This is a genomic window from Pleionea sp. CnH1-48, from assembly GCF_024124665.1.
Lineage (GTDB): Bacteria > Pseudomonadota > Gammaproteobacteria > Enterobacterales > Kangiellaceae > JAMXSB01.
Map to the genome: position 1 here is coordinate 29,408 of NZ_JAMXSB010000002.1, position 18,363 is coordinate 47,770.

At 40.5% G+C, this 18,363-nt stretch carries 15 protein-coding genes; 7 read left to right on the top strand and 8 right to left on the bottom strand.

Annotated features, from left to right (window positions below):
• Nucleotides 1-2: 2 nt before the first annotated feature.
• Together NH399_RS02895 and NH399_RS02900 are read left to right on the top strand one after the other, a co-directional pair.
• Entirely contained in the window at nt 3-839 is an 837-nt protein-coding gene (locus NH399_RS02895; RefSeq protein ID WP_253036925.1) for an SH3 domain-containing protein, read from the top strand.
• Nucleotides 809-1,417 (top strand): outer membrane beta-barrel domain-containing protein, encoded by a 609-nt coding sequence (locus tag NH399_RS02900; RefSeq protein ID WP_253036926.1) that lies wholly within the window; start codon nt 809-811, stop codon nt 1,415-1,417. The genes NH399_RS02895 and NH399_RS02900 overlap by 31 nt, the downstream gene beginning before the upstream one ends.
• A 93-nt stretch (nt 1,418-1,510) precedes the next feature.
• On the opposite strand, the gene NH399_RS02905 is transcribed toward NH399_RS02900, so the two are convergent.
• Entirely contained in the window at nt 1,511-1,912 is a 402-nt protein-coding gene (locus NH399_RS02905; protein ID WP_253036927.1) for a hypothetical protein, read from the bottom strand.
• A 134-nt stretch (nt 1,913-2,046) separates the two neighbouring features.
• Nucleotides 2,047-4,206: a TerD family protein gene (locus tag NH399_RS02910; protein WP_253036928.1), complete on the bottom strand. Its 2,160-nt coding sequence runs from the start codon at nt 4,204-4,206 to the stop codon at nt 2,047-2,049.
• Between the two features lie 445 nt (nt 4,207-4,651).
• Between NH399_RS02910 and NH399_RS02915 the strand changes: the two genes are divergently transcribed.
• Nucleotides 4,652-5,038: a VOC family protein gene (locus NH399_RS02915; protein WP_253036929.1), complete on the top strand. Its 387-nt coding sequence runs from the start codon at nt 4,652-4,654 to the stop codon at nt 5,036-5,038.
• A gap of 81 nt (nt 5,039-5,119) precedes the next feature.
• Here NH399_RS02915 and NH399_RS02920 read toward each other — a convergent pair whose 3' ends face one another.
• Complete coding sequence (locus NH399_RS02920) at nt 5,120-7,201, bottom strand: S9 family peptidase (protein WP_253036930.1); 2,082 nt, start codon at nt 7,199-7,201, stop codon at nt 5,120-5,122.
• A gap of 406 nt (nt 7,202-7,607) precedes the next feature.
• Entirely contained in the window at nt 7,608-7,991 is a 384-nt protein-coding gene (locus tag NH399_RS02925; protein WP_253036931.1) for a helix-turn-helix domain-containing protein, read from the bottom strand.
• Between the two features lie 145 nt (nt 7,992-8,136).
• Here NH399_RS02925 and NH399_RS02930 point away from each other — a divergent pair, with 145 nt between their 5' ends.
• Nucleotides 8,137-9,060, top strand: coding sequence for an alpha/beta fold hydrolase (locus NH399_RS02930; protein ID WP_253036932.1), 924 nt, complete (start codon nt 8,137-8,139; stop codon nt 9,058-9,060).
• A gap of 175 nt (nt 9,061-9,235) precedes the next feature.
• On the opposite strand, the gene NH399_RS02935 is transcribed toward NH399_RS02930, so the two are convergent.
• A complete protein-coding gene (locus NH399_RS02935) occupies nt 9,236-10,123 on the bottom strand; it encodes a LysR family transcriptional regulator (RefSeq protein WP_253036933.1) in 888 nt (295 codons plus the stop codon).
• A gap of 110 nt (nt 10,124-10,233) precedes the next feature.
• Here NH399_RS02935 and metE point away from each other — a divergent pair, with 110 nt between their 5' ends.
• Complete coding sequence (gene metE, locus NH399_RS02940; protein WP_253036934.1) at nt 10,234-12,546, top strand: 5-methyltetrahydropteroyltriglutamate--homocysteine S-methyltransferase; 2,313 nt, start codon at nt 10,234-10,236, stop codon at nt 12,544-12,546.
• Between the two features lie 127 nt (nt 12,547-12,673).
• On the opposite strand, the gene NH399_RS02945 is transcribed toward metE, so the two are convergent.
• On the bottom strand, nt 12,674-13,717 hold the full coding sequence (locus NH399_RS02945; RefSeq protein ID WP_253036935.1) for a VCBS repeat-containing protein: 1,044 nt from the start codon (nt 13,715-13,717) through the stop codon (nt 12,674-12,676).
• 486 nt (nt 13,718-14,203) lie between these two features.
• Between NH399_RS02945 and NH399_RS02950 the strand changes: the two genes are divergently transcribed.
• Complete coding sequence (locus tag NH399_RS02950; RefSeq protein ID WP_253036936.1) at nt 14,204-15,376, top strand: AraC family transcriptional regulator; 1,173 nt, start codon at nt 14,204-14,206, stop codon at nt 15,374-15,376.
• 111 nt (nt 15,377-15,487) lie between these two features.
• Nucleotides 15,488-16,789 (top strand): serine hydrolase, encoded by a 1,302-nt coding sequence (locus tag NH399_RS02955; RefSeq protein ID WP_253036937.1) that lies wholly within the window; start codon nt 15,488-15,490, stop codon nt 16,787-16,789.
• A 45-nt stretch (nt 16,790-16,834) separates the two neighbouring features.
• Here the strand turns inward: NH399_RS02955 and NH399_RS02960 are convergent, their stop codons facing one another.
• Both NH399_RS02960 and NH399_RS02965 read right to left on the bottom strand, forming a co-directional pair.
• Nucleotides 16,835-17,446, bottom strand: coding sequence for a hypothetical protein (locus NH399_RS02960; protein WP_253036938.1), 612 nt, complete (start codon nt 17,444-17,446; stop codon nt 16,835-16,837).
• Between the two features lie 572 nt (nt 17,447-18,018).
• The gene (locus tag NH399_RS02965; RefSeq protein WP_253036939.1) at nt 18,019-18,348 is read right to left on the bottom strand and encodes a hypothetical protein; all 330 of its coding nucleotides are present in this window, start codon (nt 18,346-18,348) and stop codon (nt 18,019-18,021) included.
• Nucleotides 18,349-18,363: the final 15 nt, after the last annotated feature.

The following is an 18,363-nucleotide window of genomic DNA, read 5'->3' on the forward strand; positions in this document are numbered from 1 at the left end:
TTATGGAAAACAATTGCACCTCGTCTGGCTTGAGTATCACCGAAGATCAATCTCAGACAAGTCGCCGAGTACCCTTTCGAGCGACAAAACTCGCTCAAGTGATGGGCATTGTATTGGCATCTATGCTGACTCAGGTAGAGGCCCAGGATACTAAGCCTCAACTAAAACTAGAGGTTATTGACCCTTACTTAGAAATGCACTCGGGCCCAGGTAAAGGATACCCCGTGTTCTATACCATTGAGCAAGGCGAACAAGTTGAAATCATGACGCGCCGTACCGGATGGTACGAAGTGCGTAGCCAAAATGGCCGTACCGGATGGGTAAAAGCAGCGCAAATCGCTCGTACTTTATTACCCACAGGAGAGCCAGTCGATCTGCCATCTGTAAGCTATGGTGACTACCTCAAAGACAGCTGGCGCATTGGCTTTAACACTGGTCAGTTTTCCAGCGGAGAGTTAGAAGGCACCAATACTTTCAGTTTCACTGCTGGTTACCGCCCTCTGAGCTGGATGGGTTTGGAGCTAGAAAGCGGTAAGTTTTATGAATCTGAGTTAAAAGGCAACTATCACAGCATTAATGTACTTTTTGAGCCCTTCTCCGAATGGAAGCTCTCTCCTGTTTTCCAACTAGGTAGCGGTAACCTCAAGATTGAGTCGCAACCAGAGCTTGCTCCATTGGATATTGAGGACGAAAGCTTCAGCAGTTATGGCATCAGTGCTAACTACTATATTGGCCGCAACTTCGTGATCCGCGCCGGACTGCAAAATTATAACCTATCAACTGATAACGACGATGAGAGACTTGAACGATGGAATATTGGTTTCAACGCATTCTTCTAAAGCCCTGCTTATTAGCTTTAGCTGTTAGCACGGTAGACGTTTTAGCTGAGGAAACAACGACTCAGATCAATGCGTCAAACGTTAATACAGAATATTTTGATATGGGTGTCTTTACCGGCTTTATCAATATCGAAGATTTTACCAGCGAAGCTATCGTTGGCATTAACGGAACGTTTAATGCTAATGAAGACTACTTCATGCAAATAAACTACTTACAAACCGATGTGTCTTTGTCTTCGTATGAACAAAGCCAAGGGCAATTGTTCTCTGGTAGTGATCGCACCTTTACTCACTTTGACTTTTTAGTGGGATATAATGTGTTCCAAGGCGAGCACTTTATGAAAAGCACGAAAGAAAACTTATCGTCGCTTTATGTCGTTGCTGGTATCGGCGATACAGAGTTTGGTGGCGAGAGTGGTTTTACCTACACTATCGGCGCAGGTTATCAAGTAGCATTGTCAAGAAAGTGGCTAGTGCGCTTAGATTATCGCGATCATATTTACAAAACTAATATTATTGGTGAAGACAAATCAACACATAACAATCAGATGTCATTAGGTATTAGTTACCAGTTTTAACTTCTATTTTATTAGCTCTCCTGATTGCGCCCATTGCTTTGCATGGGCGTTTTTTATTATTTACATAGTGCCGAGTTTTCAAGAAGTCATCACTCAGTTTATAACAACTGTTTTAAGTTGGTTAAAGCTTGTAATGTTGTCCGTTACTACGATTGTGCCATTATATGTAAAGCTACAGAAAACCTCGCCAGACTTAGAGTGCCCCCAAGTTATAGAACCCAGCTGATTATAAGAACCGCCATGGTGATATCCGCTATGACTAAGCGTAATCATACCATCAATTTCCGAAGGCTTTACTCTTGCATTAATTTCTTTCGCCATTTCATCACTGGGCCAGATCCCATTCCCATGGCAAGCACCCATGACTCCACTTACAGGTTTATCATTGCTAGTCGTAAACCTTACTTTATACTGCTTGGAAGGCAAAAAGCCGTGCCAGTTAACGGTTGCGCAGCCAGAAACAACAAATAAAATGACTGTATAAATATATTTCATCAATAAAAAGTTAACTCCTAACGTTAGATCTTTATTCTTCGGTTCTAATATTTAGCACTCAGATAGCTCGTTCCTTGCGAGCCTTTAGATGCCCTACTAAAAATCTATAACTTACGATTTGATCTATCAACTCCTTACGATAGGAACTCAGACAGTATCTTTTCATAACTAAAAATGAGCTCTTTATTAAACTGACTTTCAGATTCTATTGGACTTTGAACAACTTCACCCCGTGCCTGCGCATGCAGATGCAAAAGGTCATACATTGATACCTGATGAAAGTTCAGTGATGCTTCCAATAAATCTTCGATATTAAACCGATTGTTAGCCACATTATTGCCTCCCTTCAAGTAGTTAGATGTTCCTAAAAGATCGAGCCATATAACCTCTTTCTTTTTTACATCAAACATTGCGACCATGCAGGAGTAGCTGGTGGCACTAATAGAAATTCGTTGTTCAACCGTTTTCGCATCAAATACTTCTCCAGCTTCTCCAAGGCCATCGCGCATCATCCATCCAACATTAGCTTCTTGAGCAGGAAATGGAGGTCCCTCATAAACACGAATATCCATAGCGATATATCTAATCTCATCTGTATTGATAGAGTCTAGATTAATATCTATGAACTCACATGCACCTTCGGGAGCTGGAGCATAGGTAATATCTCCGCTGTGAACCGCTTGATACCCATCTTTAGAATTTCTTTTTAGTTTGTAATATGCTATCTCTGAGTGAAACTTAAGTTTCTCGGTTAAGAATGCAGCGGAGAGATCTATATCTTCGCCTACCCAATGAATAAAAAACCTTAAGGTATTCTTATCACCCATCGGCATTCGAGTACCACGCTGTACTATTTTTAGACCTTCAGATGCACTCCGCATTTGAATGGGGACAGGGCATTTTGCAAGTTCAGGATCAATCCAGACTTTACCTAGACTTGGAAGTCTAGAAAACCTCTCTTTGAGGTTTTTCTCTATAAGCTCAACAACATCGGCTAGAATACGAGGATCTATATCTTTAAGCTTACTTTTAAGAACCTTAACATTTGCAATCTGTCCTTTAGGCAGTGCAACCCTCGTATGGAGAGTTTCTGTTTTTCCATGAACAATATGATCGCGCTGACTGACTATTCTGTGCCTAAAGTGCCCAAGCATCTGTATTAAAACTCGAGTATCTACCTGGTCCACAACCTCATTAAACTGAGCAAGCAGGTTCTGTGCTTTTTCTTCGGTAAATATCCTCAACAGATGATCAAGTCGCCTCGCGAACTCTCCTGGTTTGCTTAATAACTTTTCTAGAATAATAACATCATTTTTTTTCAACAAAGCAGCTTCAACTTCGGTATTCATCCCTTTTAACTTAGCATTTCTTAATTTATCCGCGATATCATTCGATTTCGAAGCAGCTTTGTACTCCCCTATATGCAGACAATGAAACAACCTTTTCCATTTTTTTGCATGACGCTTCACATCATCTTCATTAATAACCTTCTCTAACTCCAAGACAAGCCACTTTCTGTACCTTCTCTTTAGCTTGAACTTGGTATTGGCTGCGAGAGAAATATCTCCACCAGATAGAGCGGTGGCAACTCTTAAAACATCGGTAGTATTCGTTACGCCCATAGAAACAATTCGAGAAAGATTTAGCTCTAAAGAAAAAGCTAAAAGTTGGCACCTTACTTCTTTGAATGGAACCTCTTCCGGTAGATTCTCAAGAAGCTTCGCCTCATCAAACAGTCTCAACAGACTATAAATAATTTCGTAGTCTTTCTCAGAAATTGAGCCATTTGAAGATAATAGCTCATAAAAGAGAGATAGCAGCTCGTCTTTCGGTAACAGCTCTATTTTCTTTAGTTTTATTTCTTCGAAAAGTGGTAGACGAGACTCTTTAGTATATTGCGGCTTCCACTGACCACATGCCCAGTAATGAGTAATAGAATTTAAAAATAGTTCTATATCGCTTGCGTTAGCCACTTGCTTTGGAAAGTTTGGATAGAATGGTTCCCAACTCTTATTCGCTCCAACCAACGATTGAAGTACATTAAACACTTCCTTTTCAAGTGACTTATCATTAGCAATTGGCTTAGCTGCCTGTTCTGAAAAGACATAGCCTAGCTTCATGGCTTCAAGCTGAACTCTTGAAAGCTCAACAGTATCAACAGAGTCCAAACTAGAGCCTATGATGGCACCTCTTTTTCTTATAGCTATTTCTTGAAAAGATAACAGAGGCCAATCCTTTTTTTTGAAAGAAGAATCGAAAGCAGGTTCTTTGTTGCTTTTAAATATATCGAACAATATCGTCACCTTGATTTTTTTATTAGGGCTGTTATCCTTCGTTCTGAGGCTATGGTCGTTCTTCCTTCTACACATTCCCTGTTTAGAGCGGCCTCTTTCCTCACTGTATATTCACCACATGTAACATCTCTTACTCCACAACTAATATACCCTACTTTATTACTAGAGTTAAATATTAAATAAATCCGCTACACCGTTGTTTTTTAGGCGCTTTCACCACAAAACTCAAAGGTATATCTAGCAAGACATCACTTGATACTCTAGTCCCTATTTATCGAATAGCCAAATTACTTATTGCTAATCTCCCGGTAATTTTTACTCAGCTCTCTAAAACTCTTATAGTCCAAAGATAGTGTTACGGCTTGTCATCTCACAATTCGCCCCCAAATCGCTTAAATAACTTAGCTATCCACTAAAGCGAAAACTAAAACACGAAGGGAGTAGCATGCCACTTAAAATCGATCATGTGACTATTTTGGTCAAATCTTTGGAAGCCAGTATGCCTTATTACGAAAAGCTGCTGGATTTAATTGGTTTTACGAAGCGACGAGACTATGTATGGACTGATAATGAGGGTTTCTTCTTTCAGTTTAATCAGGCTAAAGAAGGTACTCATGAGTATGAAAGGTATGGAGCAGGAATGAATCATATAGGCTTTGCCGCGCCTTCTGAAGACTTTGTCAAAGAAGTACAGACTCAAATGAAACAAGCTGGTTTTGCTGTACCAGAAATTCAAAGTTTTGATGGAGTTAGAGCTTTGTTTATGAAAGACCCAGATGGGATTCGGTTTGAAATCACTTATTATCCACCTGGCGTTGAAGCCGTCGATTGATTTAGTTCTCCTATTTAGAAAAACGACTTATGAGAGGCACAAGAAACGCGCCTCTCATAATTGGAAGGAGCCTGATTACATCTAGTCTTTCTTTGCTTCTTCTGCCCCTTTGTACTTATCAAACCAGGCTAGAATATACCCAACCTTTCTTGCTAAGTTTGAAGGTTTCGCCGCAATACCATGATAGGCTCCTTGAATACGGACTAAGGAGCTTTCTACACCTTCCAAACGCAAGGCCCCGTAATATTGCTCACTTTCGCTCATTGGTGTTCGCACATCGAGTTCGCCTGTTAAAACCATAGTCGGTGTTTCTACATTACCCACCAATGCTAAAGGCGAACGCTTCCAGTACTGCTCGTAGTCTTTCCATGGTAAATCTGTAAACCAGTATCGAGTCATAAAGGTATAAATATCTGACGTACCAATCATACTGATCCAGTTAATCACTGGCTTAGCGACAACAGCAGCTCTGAATCGATTGGTTTTACCAATAATCCAGGCGGTCAGAACTCCACCACCAGAACCACCAGTAACAAACAAATTCTTCTCATCCACATAACCTTTGGCAATTACGCCATCTACCATGTCCATCAGATCATCATAGTCATTTGACGGATAATTTTTATTAATTAAATTAGCAAACTCACTACCCTGAGAAGTAGAACCTCGAGGATTTCCATACACGACCACATAACCTGCAGCCGCAAAGAGCTGAACCTCCGATGAAAAACCAGGACCGTAGGCTGTGTGCGGTCCGCCATGAATTTCTAAAATCAATGGATACTTTTTCTTAGGATCAAAGTTTGGAGGTGTCACGATCCAGGCTTGCAAATCCCGTTGATCAACAGAGCTTTTTACCGTGAGCAGTTCAGGCTTAGTCACTGTTTTATGATCAAATACATCACCATTGAGATCCGTTAGCTTGGTTACTCGACCACGCTTATCGACAACCGCTAAATCAGCAGGTTTTTTGCCGTCAGAATGAGTGTAAACAACATTACCTCTGTCAGTAACATCGTATTGACCCGAAGTGTAAGGTCTACCAAGACTCATACCGCCTAAGGAGCTTGTTTTATTAGATATCTTGCCAGATAAGCTGACGTAAGCCACTCGTCTTTGACCATCGTTGTCGTAGCTAAAGTAGAGCCCTTTGCTGTTTTTTGCCCAGCGAATATCTTGCACCGAACGATCCAGCTTTGGAGTTAACTGTTTAATCTTACTCCCATCAACATTCATCACATAGAGTTCGCTGTCTTGAAAAGACTTACCGTCATCTTCGAATCCAGTAAAAGCAATACGTTTTCCGTCAGGACTTATTTTGGGTGAGTTTTCTGGGCCTGTAGCACTTGTTAACTGAGTCACCTTGCCACTGAGCACATCGATGGCTAGCAAATCACTGTTAAAAATATCAAACTCGAAATCTTCTCTGGTATTCGCAGATACAATGATTTTCTTGCCGTCTTTGGTCCAAGCCAAAGAGCCAGCATAATTGTGATCACTCGAGGTAATTTGTCTTGGAGTACCGCCAATCGTTGGCACTACATAAACCTGAAGGTTTCCTGGTTTGTTCATCCCAACGCCGTCTTGTTGGAATAAGGTCGAATCAATATATTGAGCATCCTTCGCCCACTTAGCCCCTTTAGGTTTAAACGACAGATTAAACAACGAGCTGGGTTTAGCGGGAGTAAACATTGCGAAGGCGATTTGCTTTCCGTTAGGAGAAAAGCTCAGGCTGTTAGGACTCATGGTCACATCAGTGACTCTGGCGGTATTGCCCGTTTTCACATCCCTCACATAAATTTGTACCTTCCCTTCTTTACTCGATAAGTAAGCCATCTTAGAACCATCGCGAGAAAACACGGGGCTAAAATGATTTTTGGAATCTGACAATAATGGCATGTGACTGCTGCCGTCTAAGGCCACTGTCCATAAATTTCGACGCATACTGTCCGTCATAATATCCATACTACGGCGTTCATAAATAACATGGTCGCCATCGGGCATGACTACAGGATTGGCGGCATATTCTAAACTAAAGAGATCTTTGTAATTAAGAAAGTGTTTATTGGCTTCTTTAGACTCACTTTCTGCCGACACATTCGCCGTTAACAAGATGCCGGTGCAGAGAGCCGTTATTGTTCGTAAAGATGGGAGTTTCTTCATTATTGTTGTCTCGTGGTTCTTGCAATTTCGGCTTATTGTATCAGAGGAATGAAAGCCCAGGCGGTAAGACGTGTTTCAAAATGTATCTCTTCAATGCGACGAGGAAGTACTGCTCCCAAAGCTCTTATATGATAAGAACGGGTGGCAATAGGGAAACTATAAGAAGAACTAATAAAGAAGCTCGATAATGCAATCAGCCTACTTAGATGCAGACTCAACGATAGTGACTGAAATTCCAAGCCAATAAAAACAATCCTAGATCAAACCTTAAGAGGCACTTGTAATTCATTGTTTTTAAAAACTTTATCCTAGTTAAAGTAAATTCTAGCTAAGCATTTAAGTCTACGACATTATTCTAATGGCCTCTAACATTCGTACATCAAAATAAATAAGAGCTGTCTTTGTTCTATCCTTCATTCGCCTTATCGTATAGCTGTCGCGCTTTACGAATATCAGCGTGATGCTCGTCTGCCCAAGAGACTAACTTCCATACTGAGGCCGACAAGCCTTTGCCTAATTCGGTGAGTTCATATTCTACTTTAACGGGAACCTGAGGAAAAACCGTTCGCTGCACGAAGCCATCACGCTCCAGATCGCGAAGAGTTTGAGTGAGCATACGTTGCGAAATTCCTACAATACGAGACTTAAGAGAGTTAAATCGGTCAGCACCGTCGACTAATGCAAACAAAATAAGAATGGACCATTTATCCCCGATCTGTGCCACCACATTACGGATCGGGCATTCTTCGTTATTTAGAAAAACCCGTCTTTGATTTTCTTTCTGCGACATTACTTCTACTCCCATAGGTTATCAAAAGGTAACTTGACCACTAAATACTGCCTTATTGTCAGTTTACACTAAATAGAATAACCTAGTATACATTAGTAACTAACACAATAAATCACTACTGGTTAAATACAAAGATAGGCTCAATATGACACAATCTCTTTTGAACAAGGCACTGACTTATTATGCTTCCGATACGCCTGAACACGTAGAAGATCTTTTTTCTCCACAATTTGTGAACCTGGGTAAGTTTAAAATTCGCTATGTTCGAAAAGAAAAGCCTATGTCACCTACTCTACTATTGTTGAATGGCCTGCCTCAAAGTATTCGCATGTGGGAATCCTCCCTAAATACCTTCAGCGACAAGTTTGATGTATTAGCTTTTGACATACCTGGGTTTGGTTTATCAACAGCCGACGAGAATGATATGTCTCCAAGTAACTTGAGCGAAATAATCATAAAGGTAATGGATCATTTCAATATCAAACAAGCACATTTAGTAGGGCCAGACGTTGGTGTTCCAATCGCTTTAACTGCGGTGATCAATCATGCTCAACGATTTTTGAGTTTAAATATCTTTGATGGACCAGGAAGCTTTCCACCAAAACTGTCGCCTATGTTGATGACAGTGATCAAGTCTCCTTTTATTCGCTGGCTAGCAAAAGGGATAAATAAAAAACCAATAATGAAAACGAACTTCCTGACCGCCGTTAAAGAAGGCTATCATCATCATAAACCTACGAAGCGCGCAATAAAGGAATATTATGATATTGCTTATAATCAACAAGCTCACAAGTGCGCAATTAGTTTCTTTGGTTCCTATTCAAAAGAATTGCCATGGATTGAACAAAGGCTTAAGGATATCAAAACCCCAACTTTGATTACCTGGGGCAAACAAGACCCGTTTGTGTTGGTTGAAAACGCATACTTTTTAGCCGAGAATATTCCTCAGAGCAAGTTGGTCGTTTTTGAGCATGCGTCACATTTTTCTTCAGAAGATGCAGGACAAGACTATGTAGATCTGCTGACTAACTGGGTCGATGGAGGCTTTAATACCCACAGTGGAAGTTGAAATGTACCGATGGCTCTCAGTTACCTAACATTTGAGTAAGTATCCTTACTCAATGAGACCTGACATTAAGCAGCTTTGCTCAAGCGTCTAGTCAGGTCTCAATGGGATCATTTTTTACGGTGCTTCTAAGCGGGATTAGAGTACTCTTCTTAATTTAAGATTCATCGACTGCTATCTAGAATTTCGACTTCAAAGCCAGTTTAAAAAAAGCTCTGATATATTCCGTTGGCTCCTCGTTTGTCCTTATGCCCAAGTAAATTTTTTTAGGCAGTCCTTTATCTCCTAATCGTACTGCTTTAATGGGCAAAGAATCCTGATATTCATTAACCAGCCAGAGTGGTAATGTGGCTACGCCACGATCAGCGGCAACCATCTGTAACATCATTTCTGTTGCTTCTATAAGCTTGTGTTTCTTTGGCTGGCAATTTGCTGGAATTAAGAAGTTCTTGAAAATATCCAACCTTTCTTTCTCTACCGGATAGGTAAATAACACTTCGTTAGACAATGCTTCAGGACTAACAGTCGTATGAGTTGCGAGTGCATTTGTAGTTGCAACAACCAGCACTTGTTCATAGTCAAAAACAGGAGAAAACTTAATCCCTTTTATTTCCAAAGGATCGGGTGTTACTAAGATATCAATCTCATGATTAAATAACGCTGCCATACCGCCAAACTGAAACTTTTGCTTTACATCAACGTCGACTCCTTCCCACTCCGCAAGAAATGGCTCAACCACTTTTAACAACCAACGATAACAAGGGTGGCACTCCATCCCAATGCGCAATGCCCCCCTCTCTCCTTTTGCGTATTGAAGCAGTACCTCATCCAATCTTTCCATCTGTGGCAAAAGTCGATTAGCTTCATTAAGCAAAAACTTTCCGGCTTGTGTTAAATGTATTTGGCGGCCTTTTTTGTGCCACAGTTGAGTGCCCGACTGGTTTTCTAACTTTTTAAAGCTATGACTCAAAGCAGATTGAGTCAAATGCAAGGACTTAGCCGCTGCGGTAAGAGAACCAAGCTGGTCAATCTCTCGCAAAATCTTTAAATGTATTCGTTCGATCATAGCAACTATGAAAACTATTCATTGGTTGTTGAAAATATACCATTATTCCTCATCAAATCAATGCCATAAACTCTTGCTTCTTCAAGTGACTTTTAAAATTGGATGACGATATGGCTAAAATACATAACCTTGGATTTCCACGAATTGGTTCCAAACGAGAATTAAAATTTGCGCTAGAAGCATACTGGAACGGTGATAACAGTAAAACGGCTCTACAGGCAGTAGCGCAATCAGTTAGAGCTGAAAACTGGGGTATGCAGCAACATTGCGACTTTGTTCCTGTGGGTGACTTTTCATTTTACGATCAAGTGTTGGATACCAGCTTCTTATTAGGCAATATCCCAGAACGAGTCGCGATATCTGATGATCATGAACTTGATCAATATTTTCGCCTTGCTCGAGGACGGTCAGCGAATGATACAGATGCTCAGTGTGTATTCGCAGGAGAGATGACTAAATGGTTCGATACTAACTACCATTATATTGTTCCAGAGTTAAACGCCGACTCAACTTTTCATTTAAACCCAGAGCAGTTGATAGCACAAATCAAAGAAGCAAGAGCACAAGGCGTTAATGCGAAACCGGTTGTTATTGGTCCAGTAACTTACCTTTGGTTAGCCAAAACCAAAGACAATAGTGACAAACTGACCCTCCTCGACAGATTGCTCCCCATCTATGCAGAGTTACTGCGACTTCTTGATGATAATCATGTGGAATGGGTTCAAGTGGAAGAACCGATATTGGTAACTGAACTCGATGATGATTGGCAGTTAGCGATTGTAAAAGCCTACCAAGCTCTCCAAAACGCCAGAGTTAATATTTTGCTAACCACTTATTTTGGTCAGTTAGAAGAAAATCTCCCTCTTGCAGGTCAATTACCCGTTGCAGGATTGCATATTGAAGCTCTGCAACAGGGCGAAGATGCAAATCGATTGCTCGATAACCTATTGAACTTTTTATCCGATGATCAAGTGCTCTCACTAGGGATTATTGATGGGCGAAATATCTGGAAGACCGATCTGATTGCGTGTCTGGAAAAATTAAAGCCCTATGCAGAAAGCTTGCAAGATCGATTATGGTTAGCGCCATCCTGCTCCCTGCTACATGTGCCAGTTGATCTAGATAACGAAACACAAATAGATACAGAAGTAAAAGCCTGGCTGGCTTTTGCAAAACAGAAGCTAGAAGAGTTACAGATTTTGAGCCGTGCACTTAACGATGGACCAGGATCTGTTCAAGCGGAACTGACAGAAAACTTAAAAGCGGTTAGCAATCGCCGTCAATCAAAACGAGTGCATAATCCTCAAGTGATAAAGGCAACTAAAGATATTTCTGCCGATATGACAAAACGGAGCAACAACTATCAAAATCGAGCGATTTATCAGAAAAAGCACCTAAATTTGCCATCGTTTCCTACAACTACCATTGGCTCCTTCCCTCAAACCACAGATATTCGCCAAGCTCGAAGACAATTTAAACTGGGAGAACTGGACAATGGCCGTTATGAAGAAAAAATGAAAGAACAAATCAGGGTATCCATTGAACAACAGGAATCTCTCGGCCTGGATGTGCTGGTTCATGGTGAAGCAGAGCGAAACGACATGGTTGAATACTTTGGCGAGCAGTTAAAAGGCTATACTTTCAGCCAATTTGGTTGGGTTCAATCTTATGGTTCCCGATGCGTAAAGCCACCGATTATATTTGGTGACATCAGCCGCTCTCAAGCCATGACGGTAAAGTGGATTGATTTTGCTCAATCACTCACAGAAAAACCCGTAAAAGGCATGTTGACAGGTCCGGTCACTCTTTTGAACTGGTCTTTTGTACGTGATGATATCTCCCGAAAAGAGTGCTGCTTGCAGCTAGCGTTGGCAATTCGAGAGGAAGTACTCGATTTGGAAGTCGCTGGAGTCAAGATCATTCAGATTGATGAACCTGCATTGCGAGAAGGTTTACCCTTACGTCGTTCACAGTGGACTGAGTATTTAAACTGGGCTGTAGAAAGTTTTCGCCTTTCCGCAAGCGGTGTAAAAGACGAAACCCAAATTCATACGCACATGTGCTACTCGGAGTTTAACGATATCATTGATTCGATAGCGCAAATGGATGCGGATGTCATTACCATTGAAACGTCTCGTTCAGATATGGAACTGTTAGATGTGTTTGACAACTTTAGTTACCCGAATGAAATTGAACCTGGAGTTTACGATATCCATTCGCCAAATATACCCAGCGAAAAGCAAATAACGGCCTTGATGGACAAAGCAGCACAACGAATCCCTTTTGATAGACTCTGGATAAACCCAGACTGTGGTCTAAAAACTCGTCAATGGAAAGAGGTGCTCCCGGCTCTTAAAAATATGGTTAGCGCGGCGCAGAGTTTAAGGGAGTATCATTCAGCAACAGAACAAACTCCTGCTTAATACACCTTTAACATGAAACGATCTTGTCCTGAATTTCAGACAAAGAGAATAATTTCTGCGGACAAAAAACAGCAAAAGTGGCTGATCAAATCAGCCACTTTTACATATCAAGTTTCCAGATACTGAGTTACCAAGGACGGCGAAGACTGGTTCTTCTCCAATAGCCATTGTGTTCAAGAGTCAGTTGATGTTTACTGGTTACGTGTGCAACATTTCGGTAACCATAAGCAGGCACTTGAGAATCAATGAGCTGATGGCTTCTTAAGTCTACAATCATCCAGTTTCCGACATGATTGTTGTCAAAAAAGTCCTTGGGATAGACTAATTCAGGGATGTTATCGTAGTTAGTGTCCATAATATGAGAATAAGCATATCCTACACTTGAACGTCCAGTATTAATGGGCTGATTGAAACCAGATCCATAAGACTGAATTTTCTTCCAGGTACCGTTGACTGCGACCAACATATCTTCTAAACCATCGCCATTCATATCTGCAACATGCACTTTGTTGTTCCACCCCGCATTGCTTACTCGACTGTTTACTGCACTATTAAAACCGCGACCATTACTAAAGAAAATATTCCAAGTGTAATTATAAGCAACCACCAGGTCATCCATACCATCACCATTGACGTCGAGTACCTGAGGGTTATTATTCCATCCAGTATTCGCTCGATTGGTATTAATGTGAGTATTAAACCCACGACCATTGGATATTAATACTTTCCACTTCCCGTCAGCAGCTACTAAGAGATCGTCTTTTCCATCACCATTAATATCCATTACTTGAGGGTTAGTATTCCAACCTTTATTCGATATCCGAGTGTTTATAGGTTTGTTAAACCCTCCGTACCCATCGGCAAACATAATATTCCATGTGTAATTGTATGCGAGAACAACATCACTATGGCCATCGCCATTTACGTCCATAACTTGAGGATTGTTATTCCAGCCGATATTAGAAAAACTGGTGGTTCTTAATGAGCCATCGCTACCTAACTTTTTCCACTTGGAGTTAACAGGTATCAGTATATGGCCACCCTCTAAAAGATGAGTCCCATTCCACCAACCATCAGATGTCTCACCAGCAAGTTTTTCTGCACTGGTCACTGGGCCAGATATCGCAAACATCGCGAGTATTGATGCAACAATAGAGCTTTTATTTTTCATGATTTTTCCTTTTCTTTTTCATCAATAAAGTTGAGCTGCCACTATAGCCCTAGATTTTCTTGGGTCGTTAACCAATTCCCGCCAACAATGATTTCACTTATGAGAAATTCAAATAAAGTCCATATTAATCAATATCTTAAAACTATCCACCGAAAACTCATCCTTAGAACGGTGTCTGAATTAAGCAAAGAGTTGGCTGATTTTTAATAGCCATTAGTTAACTCTTGGACTAATAAAGAATTCTTAGTCCTCATCAGTTCCCTGTTTTATCTTTTGCTTAGTTCAGCATTCAACATGAAACACTTTATTCCGTCTTTAAAACTAGTTGATATGGCTTGTTCCAAACACTATCTGAGAAGATGATTTGTCACTTATCAGCTTTAGGTACATGAATTCTTAACGAAGTTGTTGGTATCATAATGCATAGTTAATAAACAAAGAGCCATGCACTCAGACAAAAGGTTTTAACAATAGGTTTCTAAATATATGAATTGGTCAGCTAGCTTTGTGTTATTTGGCGCTCTACAAGGCGTCTTGATTGCCATACTGTTTTTCACGAATCGCAAAAGCTTAAGTGTCTCTAGTACATGGCTATCAATCATCTGTTTATCGATCAGTTTGACCTTGGTTGATGCATATTTTTATCTCTCAGAATTGTATCGAAGCTTTCCCTATTTAATAGGTGCTGCCTTCCCATTAAGTTTAGTGTTTTGCCCTATGCTTTATGGTTATATCCGTTATATGTTGGATTCAAAGTGGCAACGCCGGTTTTTATGGCATTTTTTCCCAGCATTGATATCAATTTTCCTATTGCTCCCCTTCTTTATGCTGCCCGTAGAAGAAAAAGTGTTTTTTGCTTTCGTTGGAATTAAAGAAGAGCTTATCAGCAACTGGACTCTAATCTCTGGTGTCATATTTGTGTTTTTAGTATCGACGATACAGGGTCCTTTATATTTTGCTTTTGCACTTCGGGCATTGAAGCTCCATCGCAAGAGTTTGAAGTCCTTTTATTCTTCTGAACAAAAAGTGTCTCTGCGCTGGTTATATTTGATTCTTTTCGCAATGATGGCAATCTGGTTACTCAGCTTAGCTCAGATTTTGATCGGTGGCCTTCTGGATATTACGGATGAATTATTCATCAGCGTTCATTTGTTACTCATACTAATGCTTTATGTACTTAGTTACTTTGCCTTCCAAAAGCGAACAGTTTTCAATCAGATCACGGCTTACCGAGCGTCGCGTCCGATGGAGCCAATGAAAATGAATACTTCTGAGCTCCAACAAACTGAAGTCAAATATCAGAATTCCGCCATCGATAAATCACTATCCTTGCAGCTCCTTGAAACGGCTCAAGACTTTATGGGAACACACAAGCCTTTTCTTGATAGTGAATTATCTCTTACCAAATTGGCCGAACGAATGGAGATTTCATCTCATCACCTATCGCAAGCCATTAACCAGAACCTCGCTCAAAACTTTTTTGACTTCGTTAATCAATACCGTATTCAGGAAGCTCAAAAACAATTAGTCACTCATTGCGACAAAAAGATTGTCGATATCGCGGTCGACTGCGGCTTTAACTCTAAGTCTGCGTTTTATACTGCATTCAAGAAATTTACTGATAAAACACCTGGAGACTATCGAAGGCTAAATCAGTAGTTTGAGTATACAAATCTCTCTAATGAGAGTTCTGTCTTATCGGTCCGAACTCATAACATCTTGATTTTTGTTAGATTTCTGTGGAATTCAATCGTTAAAAGAGGTTCACAGATGTTTAAGTTAACTAGAGTCAGGGTTTTGTTTATCGGTCTTTTTTTGTGTTTGGCGAGTGCATGTAAAGACTCAGACAAAGTAGAACAGTTGTCACTTTTCTTAAATGGCAGAGCCGATGACGGCTTCAAAACCATCTTGAGTGATAGTTTGCGACGAGACAACATCCAAAACTCAGCTTTATTAGTTGATGTCCCCAGGCATGGTTATCTATGGCAAGATGCCCAAGGAATAGCCGATGTTAAATCAACTCGGAACATGCAAGCTGATGACAACTTCCGAATCGCCAGCGCAGCTAAGATGTTTACGGCAATAAGAGTTTTGCAGCTGGTTGAAGATGGTTTATTACAACTGGATCAACCATTGTCTGAGTTGTTAAGACAGAACGATATGCCAGAAGGTTACACCCTCAATCAGCTAAATCAGTTTGCCAATGAACTATATGGCGAGCAGATTACTGTTCGGCAACTGCTTAACCATACCAGCGGGTTAAAAGATTATATATTTGATACTGCAACTGATAGCGAGGATGAGGTGTCTCTTGCTTTGGCGGGTGTGTTAGATGCGCTGGGAGTTCAAGAAACGGGAGCGGCTACCAGACAATGGAATGCAAAGAAGATACTGCAATACTATTTTTCTAACGGTCTGGCGCAAAATGCAATAGCAAAACCAGGTGACACTTTTCATTATTCAGATACCAACTATGTGTTACTTGGTATTCTTATTGAAAAATTAACCAATATGTCACTGGCTGACAATTATAGAGTGCATATTTATCAACCTGCGGGAATGACCAAAGCTTATCTTGAATGGCATGAGTCACACCACTCTGAAGCGCCCGTCGATCATTTTATGGACTTAACTGAACTGGGCTTAGGTAATTTTAATCTGGTTGCTTCGGGAATAAATACGTCAGCCGACTGGTCAGGAGGTGGCGTGGTAACTAATACTCTTGAGATGAAGTTGTTTTTAAAAGCACTTTTTAGAGACAAACGCCTGTTGACCCAGGAATCCTTAGACTTGATGTTAAGTAACACAGTGCCACTACCTGTCTCATCAAGTTCTAACAATCTCGTTAAGCTTGAGTACGGGTTAGGAGTCATGAAGAAAGCGTATCGTCTTCCCAGTGGAGTTAAAGTAGAACTCTGGGGACATGAAGGTATTTATGGGGTGTTACCTTTTTACAATCCCAAAACTCAATCGACCATTATTATGACGCTAAATCAAACCCAACTCGATGAAGACTGGATGTATCGTGTGCTCAAAGTACTCGATCAGTCGTGGCTGTTTCGGGTTCCATAGATATAGACAAGGCTTTAAAAAACGGCTGGGCCTAAGTGAGGCGACTTATCTTTTCCAGGCCCAGCCACCCACATTTGGCCATTGGTCTCTGACACTTTGCAGACAGGTCTTTGACTGGTTGAATGTATCTGTAGATATTCTTATGGTGCCGTAGTGGTTACGCTCTTTATCAAAAGTTGCTGCGATCAAACGATTACCGTAAATGTTCTTAATCACTATTGGTAAGAAGCCTTCAACACTGATAGTCAGCTCTAATGGTTCATCGGACGCCTTATAGGCAGCAAAGCAGTGCCCATTAGTTAAAATAGTTCCATCTGACGTTCCAGACCAGCTAATCTTATATTTTGTAATAGGAGAATGACTCGGCGCTCCTAACTGTAAGGTCCCCACTACACCTAAACTAGGATGTTTTGGTGGTATGATTTTACATCCAGCTTTGCCTTCAACACTACACCTTCGTGTAGTTTTTACCATACCAGTCTTTGATATAATAACCTCTTCTTCTGGAAGCCTTACTGCATATCTCCCTCGACCAAATAAAAAGCTAAGGTCATCAGACCATTGTCTGATTTGAGGCGAAAAGTCAGGGTAATCTTGTTTAAGTTCGTCAACGTCCTTATAAATACCAGGATAACGAGCCTCAATAGCTTTTTGCATTAAAAGGTCGTGATCCGGCTCTGATGAACAAGAGGTAAGCAATGTAATGGAAGTACAAAGAATTATCAGGTTAGAGTTCACTTTAAACGTCCTTCTTGGTCTAACACTTATGATATAAAGTAAATCACGCTCACAACTATGTGACTACTACAGCTGCGTTGTTTCCTTCGCTAAATTTAAAAGCTTAGAATAATAAACAAAAGGGGTTCGTGTAATACTCCACGAAATCATTGATATTATCAATGTTTCGCAGAGCATTTACGTTTAGTGAAGCTAACTCAAACAACTACTCCTTGCTGTTAGCTCTATCTTCTTCAAGAATGGCATTGAGCTTCTCCGCGGGAGGATCCGCCTCTACTCCTAAGTACATTAGATCTTCTACGCCAATAGATTTAACAATAACTTATCGCGCCTCAAGTAATTCCCATTACGTAAAAAATTAGCTTCGGGCAAATAAAGTTCTAGCGCTTAATTTACCTCAGAATAGAAGCAACTACCTGTACTTTTAAGTGTAGGTAGTTGCAATCGTTAAGTAAAAATATGACTGTATTGAAAGCGGCTAAAACTCTAAATTAAGGCATAGGCACATGTTTGACCCATTTATCTGCATAGTATCCAGATATAGCTCCAAAAACTAAAAACAATACCAACTTTAGGCTTATTCCAACAAAGAAACTTGCCGCAAGAACAGACAAAACTGCGCCCCATATCGCATCTCGCTTAGCACTCTTATGCCAGACTTTTTTATTTATCAGCGGCAAGCTATAAATAGTAAAAAAGGCGGATAAAGATAACGCAATTATTACAACGCCTCTCGTTAGACCATGAGAGAATATCATGGTCATAACAAACAGTGATGAGAATATTGCGAGCGCCACTATCTCGTATTTATATTTTTTCATACCTACAGCTTAACA